General features: G+C 68.3%; 5 protein-coding genes. 2 read left to right on the top strand and 3 right to left on the bottom strand.

Features of this window, described 5'->3' with window-relative positions; all coding sequences use genetic code 11:
- Nucleotides 1-142 precede the first annotated feature (142 nt).
- Both TS85_RS16135 and TS85_RS16130 read left to right on the top strand, forming a co-directional pair.
- Entirely contained in the window at nt 143-1873 is a 1731-nt protein-coding gene (locus tag TS85_RS16135) for a ShlB/FhaC/HecB family hemolysin secretion/activation protein (RefSeq protein ID WP_155006451.1), read from the top strand.
- A gap of 11 nt (nt 1874-1884) precedes the next feature.
- Complete coding sequence (locus TS85_RS16130; RefSeq protein WP_044333636.1) at nt 1885-10662, top strand: MBG domain-containing protein; 8778 nt, start codon at nt 1885-1887, stop codon at nt 10660-10662.
- A gap of 884 nt (nt 10663-11546) precedes the next feature.
- Here TS85_RS16130 and TS85_RS25510 read toward each other — a convergent pair.
- The 3 genes from TS85_RS25510 to TS85_RS16115 all read right to left on the bottom strand — a co-directional run bounded on the left by TS85_RS25510 (nt 11547) and on the right by TS85_RS16115 (nt 18677).
- Complete coding sequence (locus tag TS85_RS25510) at nt 11547-12326, bottom strand: hypothetical protein (RefSeq protein ID WP_155006450.1); 780 nt, start codon at nt 12324-12326, stop codon at nt 11547-11549.
- 223 nt (nt 12327-12549) lie between these two features.
- Entirely contained in the window at nt 12550-15375 is a 2826-nt protein-coding gene (locus TS85_RS16120; protein WP_044333632.1) for an Hsp70 family protein, read from the bottom strand.
- Nucleotides 15376-15473: 98 nt separating this feature from the next.
- Nucleotides 15474-18677 carry a tubulin-like doman-containing protein gene (locus tag TS85_RS16115; RefSeq protein ID WP_044333627.1) on the bottom strand — a complete coding sequence of 1068 codons (3204 nt, stop codon included), beginning with the start codon at nt 18675-18677 and terminating at the stop codon, nt 15474-15476.
- Nucleotides 18678-18692: the final 15 nt, after the last annotated feature.

The following is an 18692-nucleotide window of genomic DNA, read 5'->3' as shown; positions in this document are numbered from 1 at the left end:
CGCACTCTTATATCGACGCGACCATTTTCAGAGCGCGCGGCCGCCCGGTTGCGATGATCGTCTAACCCACGCCACCAGCTACCGCCACCAGGTGGTGGCAGCCATTCGCTGTGAATAATCGGCACAATTCGGGGGAATTTTCGTGACTGCTCGCGACGCGCGGATGCTGCAGCGCTGTATGCTGCAGGTCATAATTCTGTTGCCCGTTCCGGCGCTGGCGCAGACTGCGAGCCAGATCACCCCGCCGACATTCGCTCCGCCGGGCGCAACCGCAGCAGGGTCGGTCGTCATTCCTTCGGGGGCGGGTGCGGTGGCACCGGCCGGGTCCGAAGCGATCGACGTCCGGGTCGGGGATGTCGCGATCGAAGGCGCCGTGCCGAGGCCGGATGCCCTTGCCGCGCTCAAGGCCCGGCTCGTCGGGCGCACGATCAAGGTCTCGGAAATCTTCGCCGCCGCGCGCGAACTCGAGGTCAGCTATGCGCGCGCCGGCCATGTCCTGACGCGCGTCACCGTGCCGCCGCAGACCCTGGCCGATGGTGCGACGCTGCGGCTGGTGATCGTCGACGGTTATATCGAGCGGATCGACGTCGGCAACGTGCCCGCCAATGTGCGGCATGCGGTGGAGGCGACGCTCGCGCCGCTCGCGGGGGTGCCGGGGCTCACGCTCGCCGCTCTCGAGCGCCGTCTGCTGCTCGCCGCCGATCTGCCCGGGGTCGTGCTGCGCTCGACGCTCGCGGCGGGCACCAAGCCCGGCGCAGTCGTGCTGGTGATCGAGGGGACCCAGCGGCCCGTGTCGGGCTTCGTGACGCTCGACAACACGCTGCCGTCGGCACTCGGGCGCTATGCCTTCGGGGTCGGTGTCGACTTCAATTCGGTGCTCGGCGCGGGCGAGTTGATCTACCTGCGCGCGAACGGGCTGCCCAATGGCGGCAGCGGCACCGCGGTGCTCGACGCGACCCCGCGCAATCGCGCGCTCGCTGGCGGCGTGATCCTGCCGCTCGGTCATGACGGCCTCATGCTCAACATCGAGGGCACCGACGCGCGCACCGCGCCGCGCCACGATAGCCGCCAGCCCGGCTTCGGGAGCCGCTTCCAGCGATTGTCGGCGCGCGTGCGCTACCCGCTCGTGCTTACTCGCGCCGTCACGCTGATGGGCGAGCTGGCGTTCGATGCACAGGACGAACGCGTGCGGATCATCGATCCGGTGATGCTGCCACTGTCGCTCGATCGGCTGCGGATCGTGCGTGCCGGCGCCACGGCGAGCGTCGCCTTGCCCGGTGGCGGCATCGCCACCGTCCATGCGCAGGGCTCGGTCGGGCTGAATGCGCTCGGTGCGCGCGACGCCGCCGACGCGACCGCCTTGCTGCCGCTGTCGCGCAGCGGCGTACGTGCCGCCTTCCACAAGATCGAGGCGGACGCCACGTTGGAGCAGCCGATCGCGTCGCATGCCGTGATCGCGCTGCGCGCGCGCGCCCAGACCGCGTTCGGCGAGGTGTTGGGCAACAGCGAGCAGATCGGCATCGCGACGCTCGACGGGCTCTCGCCGCTCGGCTCGGGCTCGCTTCAGGGCGACGCTGGCTTCATCGGCCGCGCCGAACTCAAGGCGCCGTTCGCGCTGCGGTTCCGCGGCGGGTTCGGCCAGATCGCGCCTTACGGCTTCGGCGCGTACGGCCAGGTCCGCTTCAGCGAACCGACCACGTTAGAGCGGTCGATCACTGCAGCGTCGGCATTCGGCGCGGGGCTGCGGCTCTATGCGGCGGCGCGCGACGGCCATCCCGGGCTCAGAGCCTCGATCGAATATGGCCGCGCGCAGGTCGACGGCCGCCCTGGCCACGCCAGCCGTATCGCCTTCACCACCGCCGTTTACTTCTAAGGATCGCACCCATGTCCCGCCCACTCGCTGTTGCGCTCCTTGCCTCGACCGCGCTGATGCCCGCCGAGCTGCGCGCGCAAGCGCTGCCGACCGGCGGCCAGGTCGCGGCTGGCGCCGCTGTGATCAACGCGCCGGCACCGGGGGCGATGACGATCACGCAGACGAGCGATCGCGCGGTGATCAACTGGCAGGATTTTTCGGTCGGCGCGGGCGGACGCGTCGATATCAGCCAGCCGGGCTCGCATGCGGCGCTGCTCAACCGGGTGACCGGCAGCGCCACCTCCACCATCGCCGGCCAGATCACCGCCAACGGCCTGGTCTATCTCGTCAATCCTAACGGCATCCTCATCACTGAAACCGGCAGCGTCAACGCCGCGGGCTTCGTCGCGTCGACGCTCGGCCTGTCCGACGATGCGTTCATGAAGGGCGAGATCGTCGTCACCGGCGTCGGCGGTTCGGTCGTGAATCGCGGCACGATCACTATCCTCAAGGGCGGCTATGCGGCGTTGCTGGGCGGTCGCGTCGAGAATAGCGGGCTGATCCTGGCGCCGCTCGGCACGGTCGCGCTAGGTGCGGGAACGCGCGTTACGCTCGATCTGGAGGGCAACGGCTTCCTCCAGGTGGCGCTGCCGGCGGCGAACGGCGGCATCCTCATGTCGGGTCGGATCGTCGCCGATGGCGGCGCGATCGTGCTGAGCGCGGCGCAGGCGGTGGATGCGGCGCGCAGCATCGTCAACCTCAGCGGCAGCATCGCGGCGACCGGGGTCGGCACGGTCGGCGGCACGGTGGTGCTCACCGGCGGCGATATCACGCTCGCCGGGGCATCGATCGACGTCTCGGGCACCGCCGGCGGCGGCAGCGTCCGGATCGGCGGCGATGCGACAGGCGGCGGCACGCTCGCGCATGCCGATACGCTGCGTGTCGATGCCGCCAGCACGATCCGCGCCGACGCCACCGCCGGCGGCGATGGCGGCACGATCGTGCTGTGGTCCGATAGCCACACCGCGTTCGCCGGCACGATCTCGGCGACCGGCCGCACCGGCGGCGATGCCGAGGTCTCATCGAAGGGCCGGCTCGATTACACCGGCACCACCGATCTCACCGGCGCGACGTTCGGCACGCTGCTGCTCGATCCGTACAACCTTACGATCTCGAACGGTACGAGCACGACCGGCGGCGGTTTTACCGCCAATGGCAATGACAGCATCCTCAACGCCACAACGCTGTCGACCGCGCTCGCCACCGCAAACGTCACCGTCTCCACCGGCAGCAGCGGCACCCAGGACGGCACCATCACCGTGGCGGCGCCGATCAGCTGGAGCAGCGGCAGCACGCTGACGCTCAGCGCGGCGAACTCGATCGCGGTCAACGCTGATATCACGGCAGGTGGTGCGGGCGGCGTCATGCTCAATTGGAACACCGCCAGCGGCGATCTCACCTTCGCGCAGGGCGCGAGCCTGAGCTTTACCGGCAGCGGGGGGAGCCTGAGCGTCAACGGCAGCGCGTATACGTTGCTCTACAGCATGGCCGAGGTCGATGCGATCGACACGACCGGTCTGGCCGGCAACTATGCGCTGGCGCGGGATCTCGACGCGAGCGGGACGAGCTACACCCAGGCGCTGGTCGCAACCGCGGACACGAGCCCGTTTACCGGCACGCTGGAGGGACTTGGTCACACCCTTTCCAACCTCACGATTGCATCGACCGGGGACTTTGCAGGGTTGATCGGGGCGCTCAGCGGCACGGTGCGCGACATCGGCATGGTCGGCGGCACTGTCAGCGGCCGATACCAGGTCGGCGGGCTGGTCGGGTACAATCGCTCCGGGACGGTGCGCAACGCCTATGCCACCGGAACGGTCGGCGGCACCTTTTATGTCGGCGGGCTGGTGGGGTTCAACTCAAGCGGCACGGTAAGCAGTGTCCACGCCACCGGGGCGGTCAGCGCACTTGGATATCTCGGTGGCCTGGTCGGCTACAACAATTCCGGCACGGTGCGCGACGCCTACGCAACCGGCACCGTCTCCGGCGCGACCTATGCCGGTGGTCTGGTCGGCTATAACAATTCCGGCACGGTGGGCGACGCTTACGCGACCGGCACTGTCTCCGGCCCGATATATGTCGGTGGGCTCGTCGGACTCAATTACCGTGGAAGCGTCAACAACGCCTATGCGACTGGTGCGGTCAGCGGCTCGGGCGGTGCGACCGGCGGTCTCGTCGGAATGAATGATGCCGGCGGAACGATCAGCAATTCCCATGCAACGGGCGCGGTCAGCGGCGGTGGTGACAGGATCGGTGGGCTGTTGGGCGACAACAACTTTGGCACCGTGTCCAACGTCTATGCCGTCGGCGCGGTCACCAGCACGGCGAATTACGTTGGCGGCCTGGTCGGATTCAACGCCGGCACGGTGAGCAACGCGTATGCCACCGGTGCGGCCAGCGGCGTCAATCATGTCGGCGGCCTGGCGGGCTATGTCTATGGCACGCTGAGCAATGTCTACGCCACCGGCGCGGTGCGCGGCACCGGCGGCCGCGTCGGCGGTGTCGCGGGCGAGGCGTACGGCCTTTTGAGCAACGTTTACGCAACCGGCGCGGTCAGCGGCACGAACAACCAGATCGGCGGGATCCTGGGCGCCAATTCGGCCAGGATTGCCAATGGCTATTGGGACAGCCAGACGACCGGACAAACCGCCGGAATCGGCCGCGATTCGAACAGCCAAGCGGTCACGTCGCTCACCACGCAACAATTCCAGAACGGCGACGCGTCCGCGCTGGGTGGCGCGTTTTCCGGCGGGTCGGCTGGGCTCTATCCGTACCTCAGCAGCTTCTTCCCCAACGGGGTGCAGGCGATCTCCGGCACCGCGACCACCGCCAGCGGCGCGGCCGCGTCCGCCGCGCAGGTTGGGCTCTATGCGGCCGGCGCGGCGCTGGGGAGCGGCACAATCTCGACCGGCGCCAACGGCTATTATTACACGATCGTGCCCACCGGCACCCTCACCGGCGCCACCACCGTCCTCGGCACGACGCTGACGCTGGCGGGTACGTCGACCGCGAGTGGAATCGCCTATGCCGACGGGCTGACGCGCGACGCCAACGGCAATCTCTCCGGGCTTTCCGTGGTCGGGGGCCGCCAGAGCTTCACCACCGGTCTCACGACGCTGACGGCCCTGTCGGCCAGCGCGGCGGCGCCCTTCGGCGCGTCCTATGCCAACCTCGCCAGCACGCTCGCGTCCACGCCGACGACGATCACCGCTGGCGGCGGGTTCGCGATCGATCGGGCGATAGCGTCGCTCGTGGACCTGGCGATTGCCAGCAATGGGGCGCTGACGCTGGATGCATCGATCGACCTCGGCGCGAATGCCTTGTCGCTCACCACGGGCAGCGGCGCCATCACGCAGGCGGCCGGAACCGCGATCACCGCCGGTACGCTGACGGGCAGTGCCGGGAGCGTCGCGCTGACCAATGCGGGCAACGCGATTGCCACGCTCGACGGCTTTACCGCGGCCGGAAGCTTTGCGCTGACCGACAGCGTCGCGCTGACGCTCAGCGGCGTGATCACCGCGCAAGGTGCGGTCACGCTGGCGACGACCGACGCGTTCGTGAACACGCGCGGCTCGGACGCGATTGCCGCGTCGCAATGGACGATCTACTCGGCGACCTCCGGCGGCAACATGTTCGGCGCGCTCGACAGCGGCAACCTTGCGATCTGGGGCACCGCCGCGGGTGCAACGCTCAGCGCGTCGGGCAACCGCTATGTCTTCGCCGAAGCGGCGGGCGCGCTGACCTTTACCCCGAGCGCGACGAACAAGACCTACGGCAATGCCCTGACGATCGGAACGGTCGAAGGGGCGAATTTCACCGTTGCCGGCTACCGGCCGGGCGTGGCGGGCGCCTATCGCGCCGACAGCGCCGCCAGCGCGTGGAGTGGCACGCCGGTGCTGGCCTCGACCGGCAGCGCGGCAGCTGCGGTCGTCAAGCCGGGCGGCTATGCCATCACCCTGTCGGGCGTGAGCGGGATCAACGGCTACACCGTCGATGCTTCGGCCACCGGCGTACTGACAATCGACCAGCGGCCCGTGACGGTGACCGCCGATGCCCTGTCGCGCCTCTATGGCGACGCCAACCCGGCGCTGAGCTATGCCAGCACGGCGCTCGGCGCCGGCATCGCGCTGAGCGGCAGCCTTGCTACCAACGCGGTCGCGACCAGCAATGTCGGCGGCTATGCGATCACCCGCGGTACGCTGAGCGATGCCGCCAATGGCAATTATGCGCTGACCTATGTCGGTGCTGATCTGAGCGTGGCGCAGCGCCCGGTGACGGTCACTGCCGATGCCCTGTCGCGCCTCTATGGCGACGCCAACCCGGCGCTGAGCTATGCCAGCACGGCGCTCGGCGCCGGCATCGCGCTGAGCGGCAGCCTTGCTACCAACGCGGTCGCGACCAGCAATGTCGGCGGCTATGCGATCACCCGCGGTACGCTGAGCGATGCCGCCAATGGCAATTATGCGCTGACCTATGTCGGTGCTGATCTGAGCGTGGCGCAGCGCCCGGTGACGGTCACTGCCGATGCCCTGTCGCGCCTCTATGGCGACGCCAACCCGGCGCTGAGCTATGCCAGCACGGCGCTCGGCGCCGGCATCGCGCTGAGCGGCAGCCTTGCTACCAACGCGGTCGCGACCAGCAATGTCGGCGGCTATGCGATCACCCGCGGTACGCTGAGCGATGCCGCCAATGGCAATTATGCGCTGACCTATGTCGGTGCTGATCTGAGCGTGGCGCAGCGCCCGGTGACGGTGACCGCCGATGCCCTGTCGCGCCTCTATGGCGACGCCAACCCGGCGCTGAGCTATGCCAGCACTGCGCTCGGCGCCGGCATCGCGCTGAGCGGCAGCCTTGGCACGGCGGCAGTCGCGACCAGCAATGTCGGCGGCTATGCGATCACCCGCGGCACGCTGAGCGATGCCGCCAATGGCAATTATGCGCTGACCTATGTCGGCGCCGACCTGAGCGTGGCGCAGCGCCCGGTGACGGTCACTGCCGACGCCCTGTCGCGCCTCTATGGCGACGCCAACCCGGCGCTGAGCTACGCCAGCACTGCGCTCGGCGCCGGCATCGCGCTGAGCGGCAGCCTTGCTACCAACGCGGTCGCGACCAGCAATGTCGGCGGCTATGCGATCACCCGCGGCACGCTGAGCGATGCCGCCAATGGCAATTATGCGCTGACCTATGTCGGTGCTGATCTGAGCGTGGCGCAGCGCCCGGTGACGGTCACTGCCGATGCCCTGTCGCGCCTCTATGGCGACGCCAACCCGGCGCTGAGCTATGCCAGCACTGCGCTCGGCGCCGGCATCGCGCTGAGCGGCAGCCTCGGCACGGCGGCGGTCGCGACCAGCAATGTCGGCGGCTATGCGATCACCCGCGGCACGCTGAGCGATGCCGCCAATGGCAATTATGCGCTGACCTATGTCGGCGCCGATCTGAGCGTGGCGCAGCGCCCGGTGACGGTGACTGCCGATGCCCTGTCGCGCCTCTATGGCGACGCCAACCCGGCGCTGACCTATGCCAGCACTTCGCTCGGCGCCGGCATCGCGCTGAGCGGCAGCCTCGGCACGGCGGCGGTCGCGACCAGCAATGTCGGCGGCTATGCGATCACCCGCGGCACGCTGAGCGATGCCGCCAATGCCAATTATGCGCTGACCTATGTCGGCGCCGACCTGAGCGTGGCGCAGCGCCCGGTGACGGTGACCGCCGATGCCCTGTCGCGCCTCTATGGCGACGCCAACCCGGCGCTGACCTACGCCAGCACTTCGCTCGGCGCCGGCATCGCGCTGAGCGGCAGCCTTGGCACGGCGGCGGTCGCGACCAGCAATGTCGGCGGCTATGCGATCACCCGCGGCACGCTGAGCGATGCCGCCAATGGCAATTATGCGCTGACCTATGTCGGCGCCGACCTGAGCGTGGCGCAGCGCCCGGTGACGGTGACCGCCGATGCCCTGTCGCGCCTCTATGGCGACGCCAACCCGGCGCTGACCTATGCCAGCACTTCGCTCGGCGCCGGCATCGCGCTGAGCGGCAGCCTTGGCACGGCGGCAGTCGCAACCAGCAATGTCGGCGGCTATGCGATCACCCGCCGCACGCTGAGCGATGCCGCCAATACCAACTATGCGCTGACCTATGTCGGCGCCGACCTGAGCGTGGCGCAGCGCCCGGTGACGGTGACTGCCGACGCCCTGTCGCGCCTCTATGGCGACGCCAACCCGGCGCTGAGCTACGCCAGCACTGCGCTCGGCGCTGGCATCGCGCTGAGCGGCAGCCTTGCTACGAACGCGGTCGCGACCAGCAATGTCGGCGGCTATGCGATCACTCGCGGCACGCTGAGCGATGCCGCCAATGGCAATTATGCGCTGACCTATGTCGGCGCCGACCTGAGCGTGGCGCAGCGCCCGGTGACGGTGACCGCCGATGCCCTGTCGCGCCTCTATGGCGACGCCAACCCGGCGCTGACCTACGCCAGCACTTCGCTCGGCGCCGGCATCGCGCTGAGCGGCAGCCTTGGCACGGCGGCAGTCGCAACCAGCAATGTCGGCGGCTATGCGATCACCCGCCGCACGCTGAGCGATGCCGCCAATACCAACTATGCGCTGACCTATGTCGGCGCCGACCTGAGCGTGGCGCAGCGCCCGGTGACGGTGACTGCCGACGCCCTGTCGCGCCTCTATGGCGACGCCAACCCGGCGCTGACCTATGCCAGCACTGCGCTCGGCGCTGGCATCGCGCTGAGCGGCAGCCTTGGCACGGCGGCGGTCGCGACCAGCAATGTCGGCGGCTATGCGATCACCCGCGGCACGCTGAGCGATGCCGCCAATGCCAATTATGCGCTGACCTATGTCGGCGCTGATCTGAGCGTGGGGCAGCGCCCGGTGACGGTGACTGCCGACGCCCTGTCGCGCCTCTATGGCGACGCCAACCCGGCGCTGAGCTATGCCAGCACTTCGCTCGGCGCCGGCATCGCGCTGAGCGGCAGCCTTGCTACGAACGCGGTCGCGACAAGCAATGTCGGCGGCTATGCGATCACCCGCGGCACGCTGAGCGATGCCGCCAATGGCAATTATGCGCTGACCTATGTCGGTGCTGATCTGAGCGTGGCGCAGCGCCCGGTGACGGTCACTGCCGATGCCCTGTCGCGCCTCTATGGCGACGCCAACCCGGCGCTGAGCTATGCCAGCACGGCGCTCGGCGCCGGCATCGCGCTGAGCGGCAGCCTTGCTACGAACGCGGTCGCGACCAGCAATGTCGGCGGCTATGCGATCACCCGCGGTACGCTGAGCGATGCCGCCAATGGCAATTATGCGCTGACCTATGTCGGTGCCGATATGACCGTAGCGCAGCGCCCGGTGACGGTGACCGCCGACGCCCTGTCGCGCCTCTATGGCGACGCCAACCCGGCGCTGAGCTACGCCAGCACTTCGCTCGGCGCCGGCATCGCGCTGAGCGGCAGCCTCGGCACGGCGGCAGTCGCGACCAGCAATGTCGGTGGCTATGCGATCACCCGCGGTACGCTGAGCGATGCCGCCAATGGCAATTATGCGCTGACCTATGTCGGCGCCGACCTGAGCGTGGGGCAGCGCCCGGTGACGGTGACCGCCGACGCCCTGTCGCGCCTCTATGGCGACGCCAACCCGGCGCTGAGCTACGCCAGCACTTCGCTCGGCGCCGGCATCGCGCTGAGCGGCAGCCTCGGCACGGTGGCGGTCGCGACCAGCAATGTCGGCGGCTATGCGATCACCCGCGGCACGCTGAGCGATGCCGCCAATGCCAATTATGCGCTGACCTATGTCGGCGCCGACCTGAGCGTGGCGCAGCGCCCGGTGACGGTGACCGCCGACGCCCTGTCGCGCCTCTATGGCGACGCCAACCCGGCGCTGAGCTACGCCAGCACTTCGCTCGGCGCTGGCATCGCGCTGAGCGGCAGCCTTGCTACGAACGCGGTCGCGACCAGCAATGTCGGCAGCTATGCGATCACCCGCGGCACGCTGAGCGATGCCGCCAATGCCAATTATGCGCTGACCTATGTCGGTGCCGACCTGAGCGTGGGGCAGCGGCCGGTGACGGTGACCGCCGACGCCCTGTCGCGCCTCTATGGCGATGCCAACCCGGCGCTGACCTATGCGATCGACGGCCTGGTCAATGGCGACATGCTCACCGGAGCGCTCGCCACCGGCGCGACGGTCGCGAGCGGCATCGGAGGCTATGCGATCGGGCAGGGTAGCGTCGCCGCATCGGACAATTATGCCGTGCGCTATGTCGGCGCGATACTCACGATCACGCCGCGCGCGCTCGCGATCGTCGCGGACGATAAGACGCGACCATTCGGTGCCACCGATCCGGCCCTGACCTACCGGATCGGCGCGCGCGGGCTGGTCAACGGCGATTCGCTAACCGGCGCGCTCGCGACGAGCGCTACTTCGACCAGCGCTCCCGGGCTCTATGCGATCGTGCAGGGGACCCTCGCCGCGTCGCCCAATTATGCGATCGACTATACGCCGGGCACGTTCGCCCTAACCGCGGCGGTGCCCGACGTCGGTGGCAGTACGCCGCCCACCCCGCAGGTTGCGCCGCCGTCCGGTCTCGGCAGCAGTGTCGCACGCGACGGCTTTGCCGCCGACACCGCGCCCGAGAGCGATGATTCGACGCTCAGGGATGAAAGCCTGAACTTCAAGTGGACGATCGGATCCGAAGTCTGCCCAAGCGATCATGGCTGCGGCCCCGTTCCCGCGGCGGGAAAGCAGTGAGGCAGGCACGGATACACCAGAAATCGGCCGCCGCGGCGCGTTCGTCCGCCACGCCCTCGGATACAGGACCCCGGAACAGGCCGAACGGCATGGCCTAAACCCCTGTCCGCGAAAACGGGGGACCATCACCGCCGCGAGATGCGCGACTGCTTGCTGGCGGGCGGACGATCGCCGGGAAAATAGCGTCGCCGCAGACGAAGCCCGGTCGCCAAATCTCGATCGGTGCCCCGGGGGGAACAGAGAAAGGTGCGCGATGACGGCGTGCGTCGAAGGGCGCGTTCGGCTCTGGAAACACCGGAGTCGCGCGACCCCATCCGTGGCGCTCCATCGCTTCCCCAAGCAGGGTGGCGGCCGCTGCCGGCGCCTCTCCCCCGAAGCAATCCCGCCAACCAAGATCGAGCGCGCCGGCCAGCAAGCGCAGCTCAGGGTCGGCAAGATGGGCAAGCCTGCTGCTGCCAAGCTGCGCTCGGCTTTGCCGAACGACTTCCGCTGCCCGCCCTGCGGGGACCTCCATGTCGGCCAGCAACGCCGCAAGCCGCGCCTCGACCGTGGGAAGCGGTGGCGGGTTCTCGGCGACGACGGGGGGCATAGTCGGCGCTGGCGGGGGGGCTTGCGAGGGCTCAGGGGCGGTCGGCGGAACGATGGGATCAACGCGCTCCGGCGCCAAGCGGGCCCCGCTCGGCTCCGGCGTGACCGGGGGGCTTCGACGACGGGCGCGGCAGTTGGCTGGAATCCGGCGCGCAGCGCTTCGATCGGAAGCGCTGGCTCCGCGCGCTTGCGTTCCGCCGCGTTCCTGCCGCGCAGGATGAGTGTCAGACCCGCGACGATGGTGAGCACGCCGAGCGCATATAGAATGGCACTTCCCATGCTCTTTCCGGAGCCCCTCAGTCTTCCACCACCACCGATGCAGGCAGGACCACACGGCCCTGTACCTCGATCCCCGGATGAACCAGACCGGCAATTCGCCGCCCGCCCCCCGTCGCTCGCCCGCCGCTCAGCACATAGGCATAGCGGGCGCCTGTGGCGACACCGCCCGGCTCGGCCCAGATCACGGTCGCGTCCGTGGCGCTCGCGCGCAGTACGTCATCAAAATACCCGCGGATTACTTCGGCGGGCTGCTCGGGGTGGGCATCTATCCGTGAGATTTCGACGAATAGCGCGCCGACACGGCGAGTCGCCTCGGTCTCCTCGGCCAGAAACCCGTGCGCAAGCCGCTCTTCGCGACGCTGGTCGAGCAAGGCCGATTGTGCTGGCGTCACGTTCAACGCGGCGAGCAATCGGGCTTCCGATTCGGGCGGTTGCCGCGGCGGGGCGGATGCTGCGCTGGGCGATGGCGGCTCAGGCTTCGTGTAGGCTGGCTCGGCGCGGGGCGGGGGCGGGCGCTGCGCCTCGCAAAGAACCGCGTTTCGCAGTCCGTCGAGTTCCGCACGCAACCCGCGCACTTCCATGGCGAGCCGCTCTATTGCCTCGGTCGAGGCATGGCCTGCGTCTGGCATGGCAACGGCCGGCGCGGCACGGCGGCGACGTCGCCTGTCCCACAGAATCCACGCCAACGCCGCGCCAAGCAGCGCCCCTATCACTGCGATTGCGGCTGCAATCTGGGTCGGTGTCATGTTCGATTTACCCTCCAGACCGGCATTGACCGCCGGATCGCCGTGCGGCACGCAGGCGCCATTGTCCCGCGGCGCACGCACGTGCGCGCGATCGACCCGGCACGCCTCGCCGTCGTGCCCAGCCGCTCAGCGGGCGACCGGATCCGCGTGCAGGAGACGCGCGTCGATGCGGCGTTTCGATCGAAATGCTCGCCCGCGACGCATGCCGGCTCGGCCTGGGCCGCAGTCGCTCCGGCCAAGATGACGCTGATCGCGGCGCCGAACGACGGGCGAGTCACTCCCCCCCTCCCTGCGCAGGGAGCCCCAGCGCGCCTTCGGCGCTCGTCGCCCTGACCACCGAGGCGACGACACCGCCCTCGCCATCGTCACGAACGACCAGCCATTGCTCGCGCCAGTCCACGCCCTCGATCAGCCTTGGCTCACCAGGGACATAGTCGTGATCCTCCCAAGCGCTCGGGCCGGTGTAGATTTCAAGCGGGTCCTCCCACACCTCAGCGGGAAGTCGATCGGCCTTTAGGTAGGCACAGGTTGGTCCCGCCAGGTCCGGCACCAGCATCTCGACCGAATGTTCTGCGGTCACTCGCACGGCATAGCGGGGCGGGGCGGAGCGGAAGTGGATGCCACTTTTGCTTTCGGCGAGGTCGCTCAGCCGCAGCCCGCCCCAACTGGTGATCGACTTCGAGTCGGGCGGCGCCAATATCTGGACGGCAGGTTCGGACAGATCGTCCCAGCGGCTGCGCAGCAGCGCTTCGGCGAGTGGGAACGCCGCGCCGCGGCCCGAAAGGATCACGACCGGGTGCGCCACCGGGCCACCAGGCTCGCGGGCCAACATCTCCTCGGTCTTGGCGCGGATGGCGCTGCGGTGTTCGGCGTACATGCGGCAAACCAGCGCCGCCGCGATCACGCCGATCGCTGTCAGGTCCAGCGGATACTCCCCGCCCTTGGCGAGCCCAACCGCCGGCGGAATGCGTGTTTTCACAGCCAGTTCAGCCTCTCCGAACGCCTGGCGGAGCCGCTGCTCCACCGCGGCGCGCGTGGGGGCGTCGCGTTCGAACTCGCGGACGAGCTGGGGCAGGATCGGGTAGAGCAGTCCGTCGTCATATTGAAAGGCGCGGATCCAGGCGGAGAAGCGATGATCCTCCTGCGGGGTCTGGCGGGTATCGCGCTGGATCTCCTCGCGCAGCACGTCCGCGATCATCCTGGCAAAGGGCCGGCCCGCGAAATCCCGCGATATGTCGGACGCAACCTCGACGATCTCCTTGCCGAACTCGACAGAATCAACGCGGATGAGGGACAGGTCGGCGCTGCCGCCGCCCACGTCATAGATCAGCACGTGCACCGGCTCGCCGCTCCCCGCGAAGCGCGCGCTGAGCGTATAGGGCTCGGCGTCCACCCTGTCTGCGCTCGCGCCGGGCAAGCCCCGGAACACGCTGTTCGATTTCTCGATGACGAACAGCACGGGGGGCCAGCTCTCCCGCACGAAGTCACGCCGCAATCCCGCCGTGCCGCCGCTAGCCCGGACGCTCGACTTCGGCTCGGGGAAGCCGGCTGCCTCAAAGGCTGCGGTGAGCGCGCGGACGGAGGAATCGGAAAAATGCACCGGGCGTGTTGCGCGCAGCTCGGTACGCGGTCCGATCTTTGCGCAGACGACCGGGTGTTCTTCGATCAGCAGGCGGACCTGCGACAGGAAGACGCGCTGTAGCAGGCGCGGATCGACGTCTTCCGCACGTACCGCGCCGGTGCGGTGCCAAGCCTCCAGAATCGCCTCCCGGCTCGCCAAAGGATAGTCCTGCTCGTCGCGACTGACCCATTTGAAATCATCGAAGCAAAGGGCGTCGCCCGCGGCCAGGACCGCATCGGCGTCGTCGCCCACATGCCAGCAGCCCGCACGATCCAGTACGAGCGCCGTCGCCAGAAAGGGAGCGCCGGTGCTCGATGCGCTCGCAGCGCTGGCCAGCCCGATCGTGCGCAATTCGATCACGGCCGGCACCAGCTTCAGTTCGCGGCGGACTTCGACCCCATAGTCACCTGCCGACGCAGCGGTTTCCGTCGTCCCGACATCGACGCAAATCCGGCCGCGGAACGGCTCTTCGGCTACCACCGTCACGTTGGCTGAGAAGCTACGGCGCACCGGGGTTCCTTCGGCCGATGCGACCACTTCAACCTCGAGCGTCAACGGACCCGGGCTCAACGCTACGCCGGTGGCGACGCCAGTGTCGGTAAGCCATATCCGCAACTCGCCCGCCATGGCGGTCGGGCCGGGGGGCAGCGGGTCCGCCCAGCCGCGAGGCACGGGCAGTTCCATCCATTCCGCGTGCCGGGTCGGTCTCGCGCGCAGCGCCTTTATTCGAAGCGTCGTGCTGCCCGCGTTGCGCAGCGCCATGCCGATGCGCGAGCGGCGACCGGCCATGCCCTTCAACGGGCGCGCGAACTCGAGCGTGAGATCGGGTGGGCTCACCCGCCCGACCCGGCAGGGGACGCTGTCGATCGCTCCATTCCTGCCACCAAGTTCGAGCGCTGCCGGATGAAAGCCGTTCAGCTGCAACCATTCGGCATGATGCGTCTGAGTGGCGCGTGCCTCCACGGTGACGGTGGCGCGCGCGGGAACGAACTGCGCGGCCTGGGTGGCTGCTGCGCTCTGGCGCCCCCCTGCGAACATCACGGTGCGCTCCCGCGTCACGCGCGGCGGCGCCAGCTGCGCGTGATCGATCCACAATGCGCCGCCGTCGTTGCGCAGCCGCAGGCGCACCCATGCCGCGTCGCCCCTGATTTCCATCGCGTCGGCCAACAAAGGATCGAGCACGGACAGTAGCGGGGGCGGCTGATGAAAATGCTGGCGGGCCAGAGCGGCCGCGCCGGACCCGTGCCGCAACCCAGGCGGTTCGACGGTAACCGCGACGGCGGTCGGCGCACCTAACGCGTCCCGCATGTCGAGCTCGGAAAGCGCGTTGCAGTCGAGCAGGCCGGCCAGCGGCAGCGCATCGAGCAGGCTGTCGTCGCCGTCCCGCAATGCGAGCACCGCTCCGACGACGTCGGCATCCGGGTCCCCAGGCGGCACCCGCAGCAGGAACCGCCCGTCGCCGTCTCGTTCCAGCGTCACGTGGCGCGGTCGAAACGGCGTGCCGCAGGCCGTGCAGTACAGTCCGGCCGGGCTATCGCTCCACCCGCAATGATGGCAGGGCGCCATGGCTCCTACCGCTAGCCGCGCAGCCGGAAGAAGCCGCTACCCGCCGGCATTTCTTCCGTCCATTCGGAGAGCGTCGCATGGGCGTCCTGCATCGCCGCGGCGAGCCCGGGGTCCTTGTCTTCCCAGCCCGCGACCAGCGAGCGAAGCGTTGCCCGCCAGTTGCTGCCGCGAATCGGGCTGCTCGACTCTCGCGCCATCAACTCGAGCAGTAGCGCTATGCGCGCCAGGTCGCCGGTGCCGGGCTGCTCGGTCAGGCGCTGGGAGGTGCGGTCCTGAAGCTGAGCGACGATCGGCCCCCCGCCCGCCAGAGTGGTGATCGCGCGATTGAACCGACCGAGCTGGCGTTCCTGTTGTTCGAAACGCTCCACATGCACGTAGCTGAACTCATAGCCGAGCCCGTCCGGGGTGGCTCGCGGCGTGACGATGCCAAGCACCAGCGTTTTGGCGAGCAACTCCACTGCGGTGAGGCGGCGATAGACTTCCTCCTCGCTGAAGGGAGCCACATCGGTATATTTCTCGATGTCGAGCTCGGTGTGCAGCACGCGTTTCGCCGGGGCGCGTTCGGTGGTGTCGTCGCCGCGCAGATGGGGCAGATAGGCGAGGTTCCGATATTGCTCGATATGGGGCACCGCGGCGAGCGGGAACCCGGCCATCTCCGCCTCGAAATAGACAACGTGCGGCTGCCCGTCGCTTCGCGACAGATGGTCGATCTCGTTCGAAAGCATGTCGTCGAAGCGGTTGAGCGCTGCCCGGTCGAAGGTCGCGCGCGCGCTGCCCTCCCCTGGATTGGCGTTGCGGGCCACGCGGCGGGCGAGCCGCTGCTCGCGGCTCCACAAGTGGCTGAAGGCGGTGCTGCCCTCCGCGAGCCAGGGCGAGCCCATCTGCGCCTGGTGCAAAACCTGCGCGCGATATCGGACCTCGCCCTCGCCTCCTCCGAACGTGCGGTCGAACTGCTGGATCGCGTTTACATTCTGATCGCGGACATGCGCGGTTTTGTGGTCGGTAAAGAGCAGCAGCTTTTTGAGCGAATCATCTTCGCCGGACGAGGCGAGCGCCTCGACCAGGCCCCAAGGCGACCGCTTACGTCCGTCGAACAGCCCGGAATCGTAGACCTGCTTCTCCACCTCAGCGACGGCGGTATCGTCAAAGGGAAGCCCGTCGGCGGTCTTGTAGAAGTCGCCGACTGCTTCGTGCCCGACCCGAAAATTGAGCAGCGAGGTTCGACGCGCGACGATCGAATCGCGGCGTTCGCCCAGCCGGCGGTGGATTCGCTCCAGCCCGTATTGCAGCCCGTCGATGCGCTTGAGCTCGCCGCTGGTGACTCGCTCCTCGCTGCCGTCGGCCCGGCGGATCGTGGTGCCTTCGCCGATGTGCGCCGCCATCGCCCCATAGACGTCCGCCATGGCCGAATAGATGGTTCGGTCGAGGGACGCCCGGAACGAACTGTCGATGAATTCGAACGCCACCTCGGTCGCCGCAATGCGCACTGCAGGCATCCTCGCATTGGTATAGCTCGCCACGCGATCCTTCTCGCGGTTGAGCTTCTGCGCCTCGCTGCGGAAAGATTCGATCTGATCGCGGGCATAGGCGGCCAGCTGACGGAAGGTGTCCGACAGGTCTTCCAGCAGCGCGCGCGCGAAGGGGAACCGCCGCCGCTCGTCGGCCAGCGATTCCTGCAAGATGATGTCCAGCGCCGCGCGTATTTCCTCCTGTGCCTCGCTGGCGTTGTAGCGGATGACCTGAACCAGGGCGCCGCCATTCTCCGGCGAGAGCTGTTTGCGCTCGGCATCGCTGCGCCAGGCTTCGGTCGCGGCGATGAAGTCGTGCGTCGCGCCGGAGGCAAGCGCCTCTTGGCAGCGTTGCGTGACGATCGAGGAGATGCGGTCGAACACCGAACTGGTCTCGTCGAATCGCTGCAGCCGCTCATAAAGCGGGACGACGGCCGACGCAGGCTCGTCGTCCTGGAGAAGCAGGCGAGGATAGGTGAGCGTCCGGTATTCGGCGCGCGACTGGGGCGCCATGTCGAGCTTGCGCAGCCAGCGGGCGACGATGTCGGCGGCGAGCTGGTGCGAGGCGGCCTTGGCCATAGCCGCGACCGGGACATAGATCTTGGAGAGGCCGAACGACCCGTAGCGGCAGCTCAGCGTCTGCGACAGACGCCGATTATCGCGCCCGGTCACCGGCAGGTCGACGGTGTTTTGAAGCGGCGCGAGCAGGTTCGACCCCTCCTGGCTGATCATGCCTGCCAGCGCCGGCGCCCGCCGGCCGTGCCGGACGAACAGCCACTCCGCGATCATCTCGGTCAGTGCCCAGCGCTGCGCCGCGCCGATCTGGAAGGCGGGGGGATCGGCCTTGAGCGGTCGCGGTCGCGAGTCGATCAGCCAAGTCTCGTTGAACACCGGTCCGCGAAGCGTGCGGATCGGCTTCGCGGCGATATCCTCACGCGTCCACATCACTCGGAACAGCGCTTCGTCGCGGCTTGCGGGCGGCGCGTTGAGATCCTGTTCCTTGCGCCGCTCGTAATTATAATATTCCAGCTCGAGCATCGCGGCATAGCCGTTGGCATAGGCGCGCGAGCGAAGGTCGGTCGAGAAGACCGATGGCAGGACGCAGACGCCGCTCGATCGGCTCGGCAGCTGGTCGCGCTCGGCAATGTCCTTCAGCAGGAACGCCATGTCGAGGAACATGCCGGATCCGGTACCCCCGGCCACCGAGAAGATGACATAGACGAGCGGCAACGCGCCAAGCGGCTCGCCATAAAGCTCATGCGCGCGCGCGACGAGCCGCGGATCGCGGAACGCCTGAAGCCGCGCGAGTACGCTCGATCGAATGGTCTCATAGTTCTGAAAGAAGGCCATGCGGCCAAAGCTGCGGACCTGAGCCGCGCCATCGACGATGAAACCGTGCCGCTCGAGTGCCATGTCGAACCAGGCAGTGTAGTGCGGATATTGCGTGGGCTGGCGGTAGAATTCCGCGAGCCTGCCATTGTCGACGGGCGCGTTCACCCACTCGGTGTTGCTGAACTGTGCCTCCATCATGAATTCGTCGAATGCCTCGCCATCGAGATCGACCATGTTCTTGTCGGTATCGACACACAGGAACGACATGTGCGGAAGCGTGGCCGTGCCGTAGTGATCGAGCATCTGCCGACGCAGCGAGAGCAGGGTCTGCTTGCCGGTACCGCCGAGGCCAATGAAGAGAATGGGATCAGGCATGATGGCGAAATTCCC

The organism is Sphingomonas hengshuiensis (assembly GCF_000935025.1).
Lineage (GTDB): Bacteria > Pseudomonadota > Alphaproteobacteria > Sphingomonadales > Sphingomonadaceae > Sphingomonas > Sphingomonas hengshuiensis.
The sequence above is the reverse complement of the archived record's forward strand: the minus strand, read 5'-3'. Positions and strand labels throughout refer to the sequence as shown.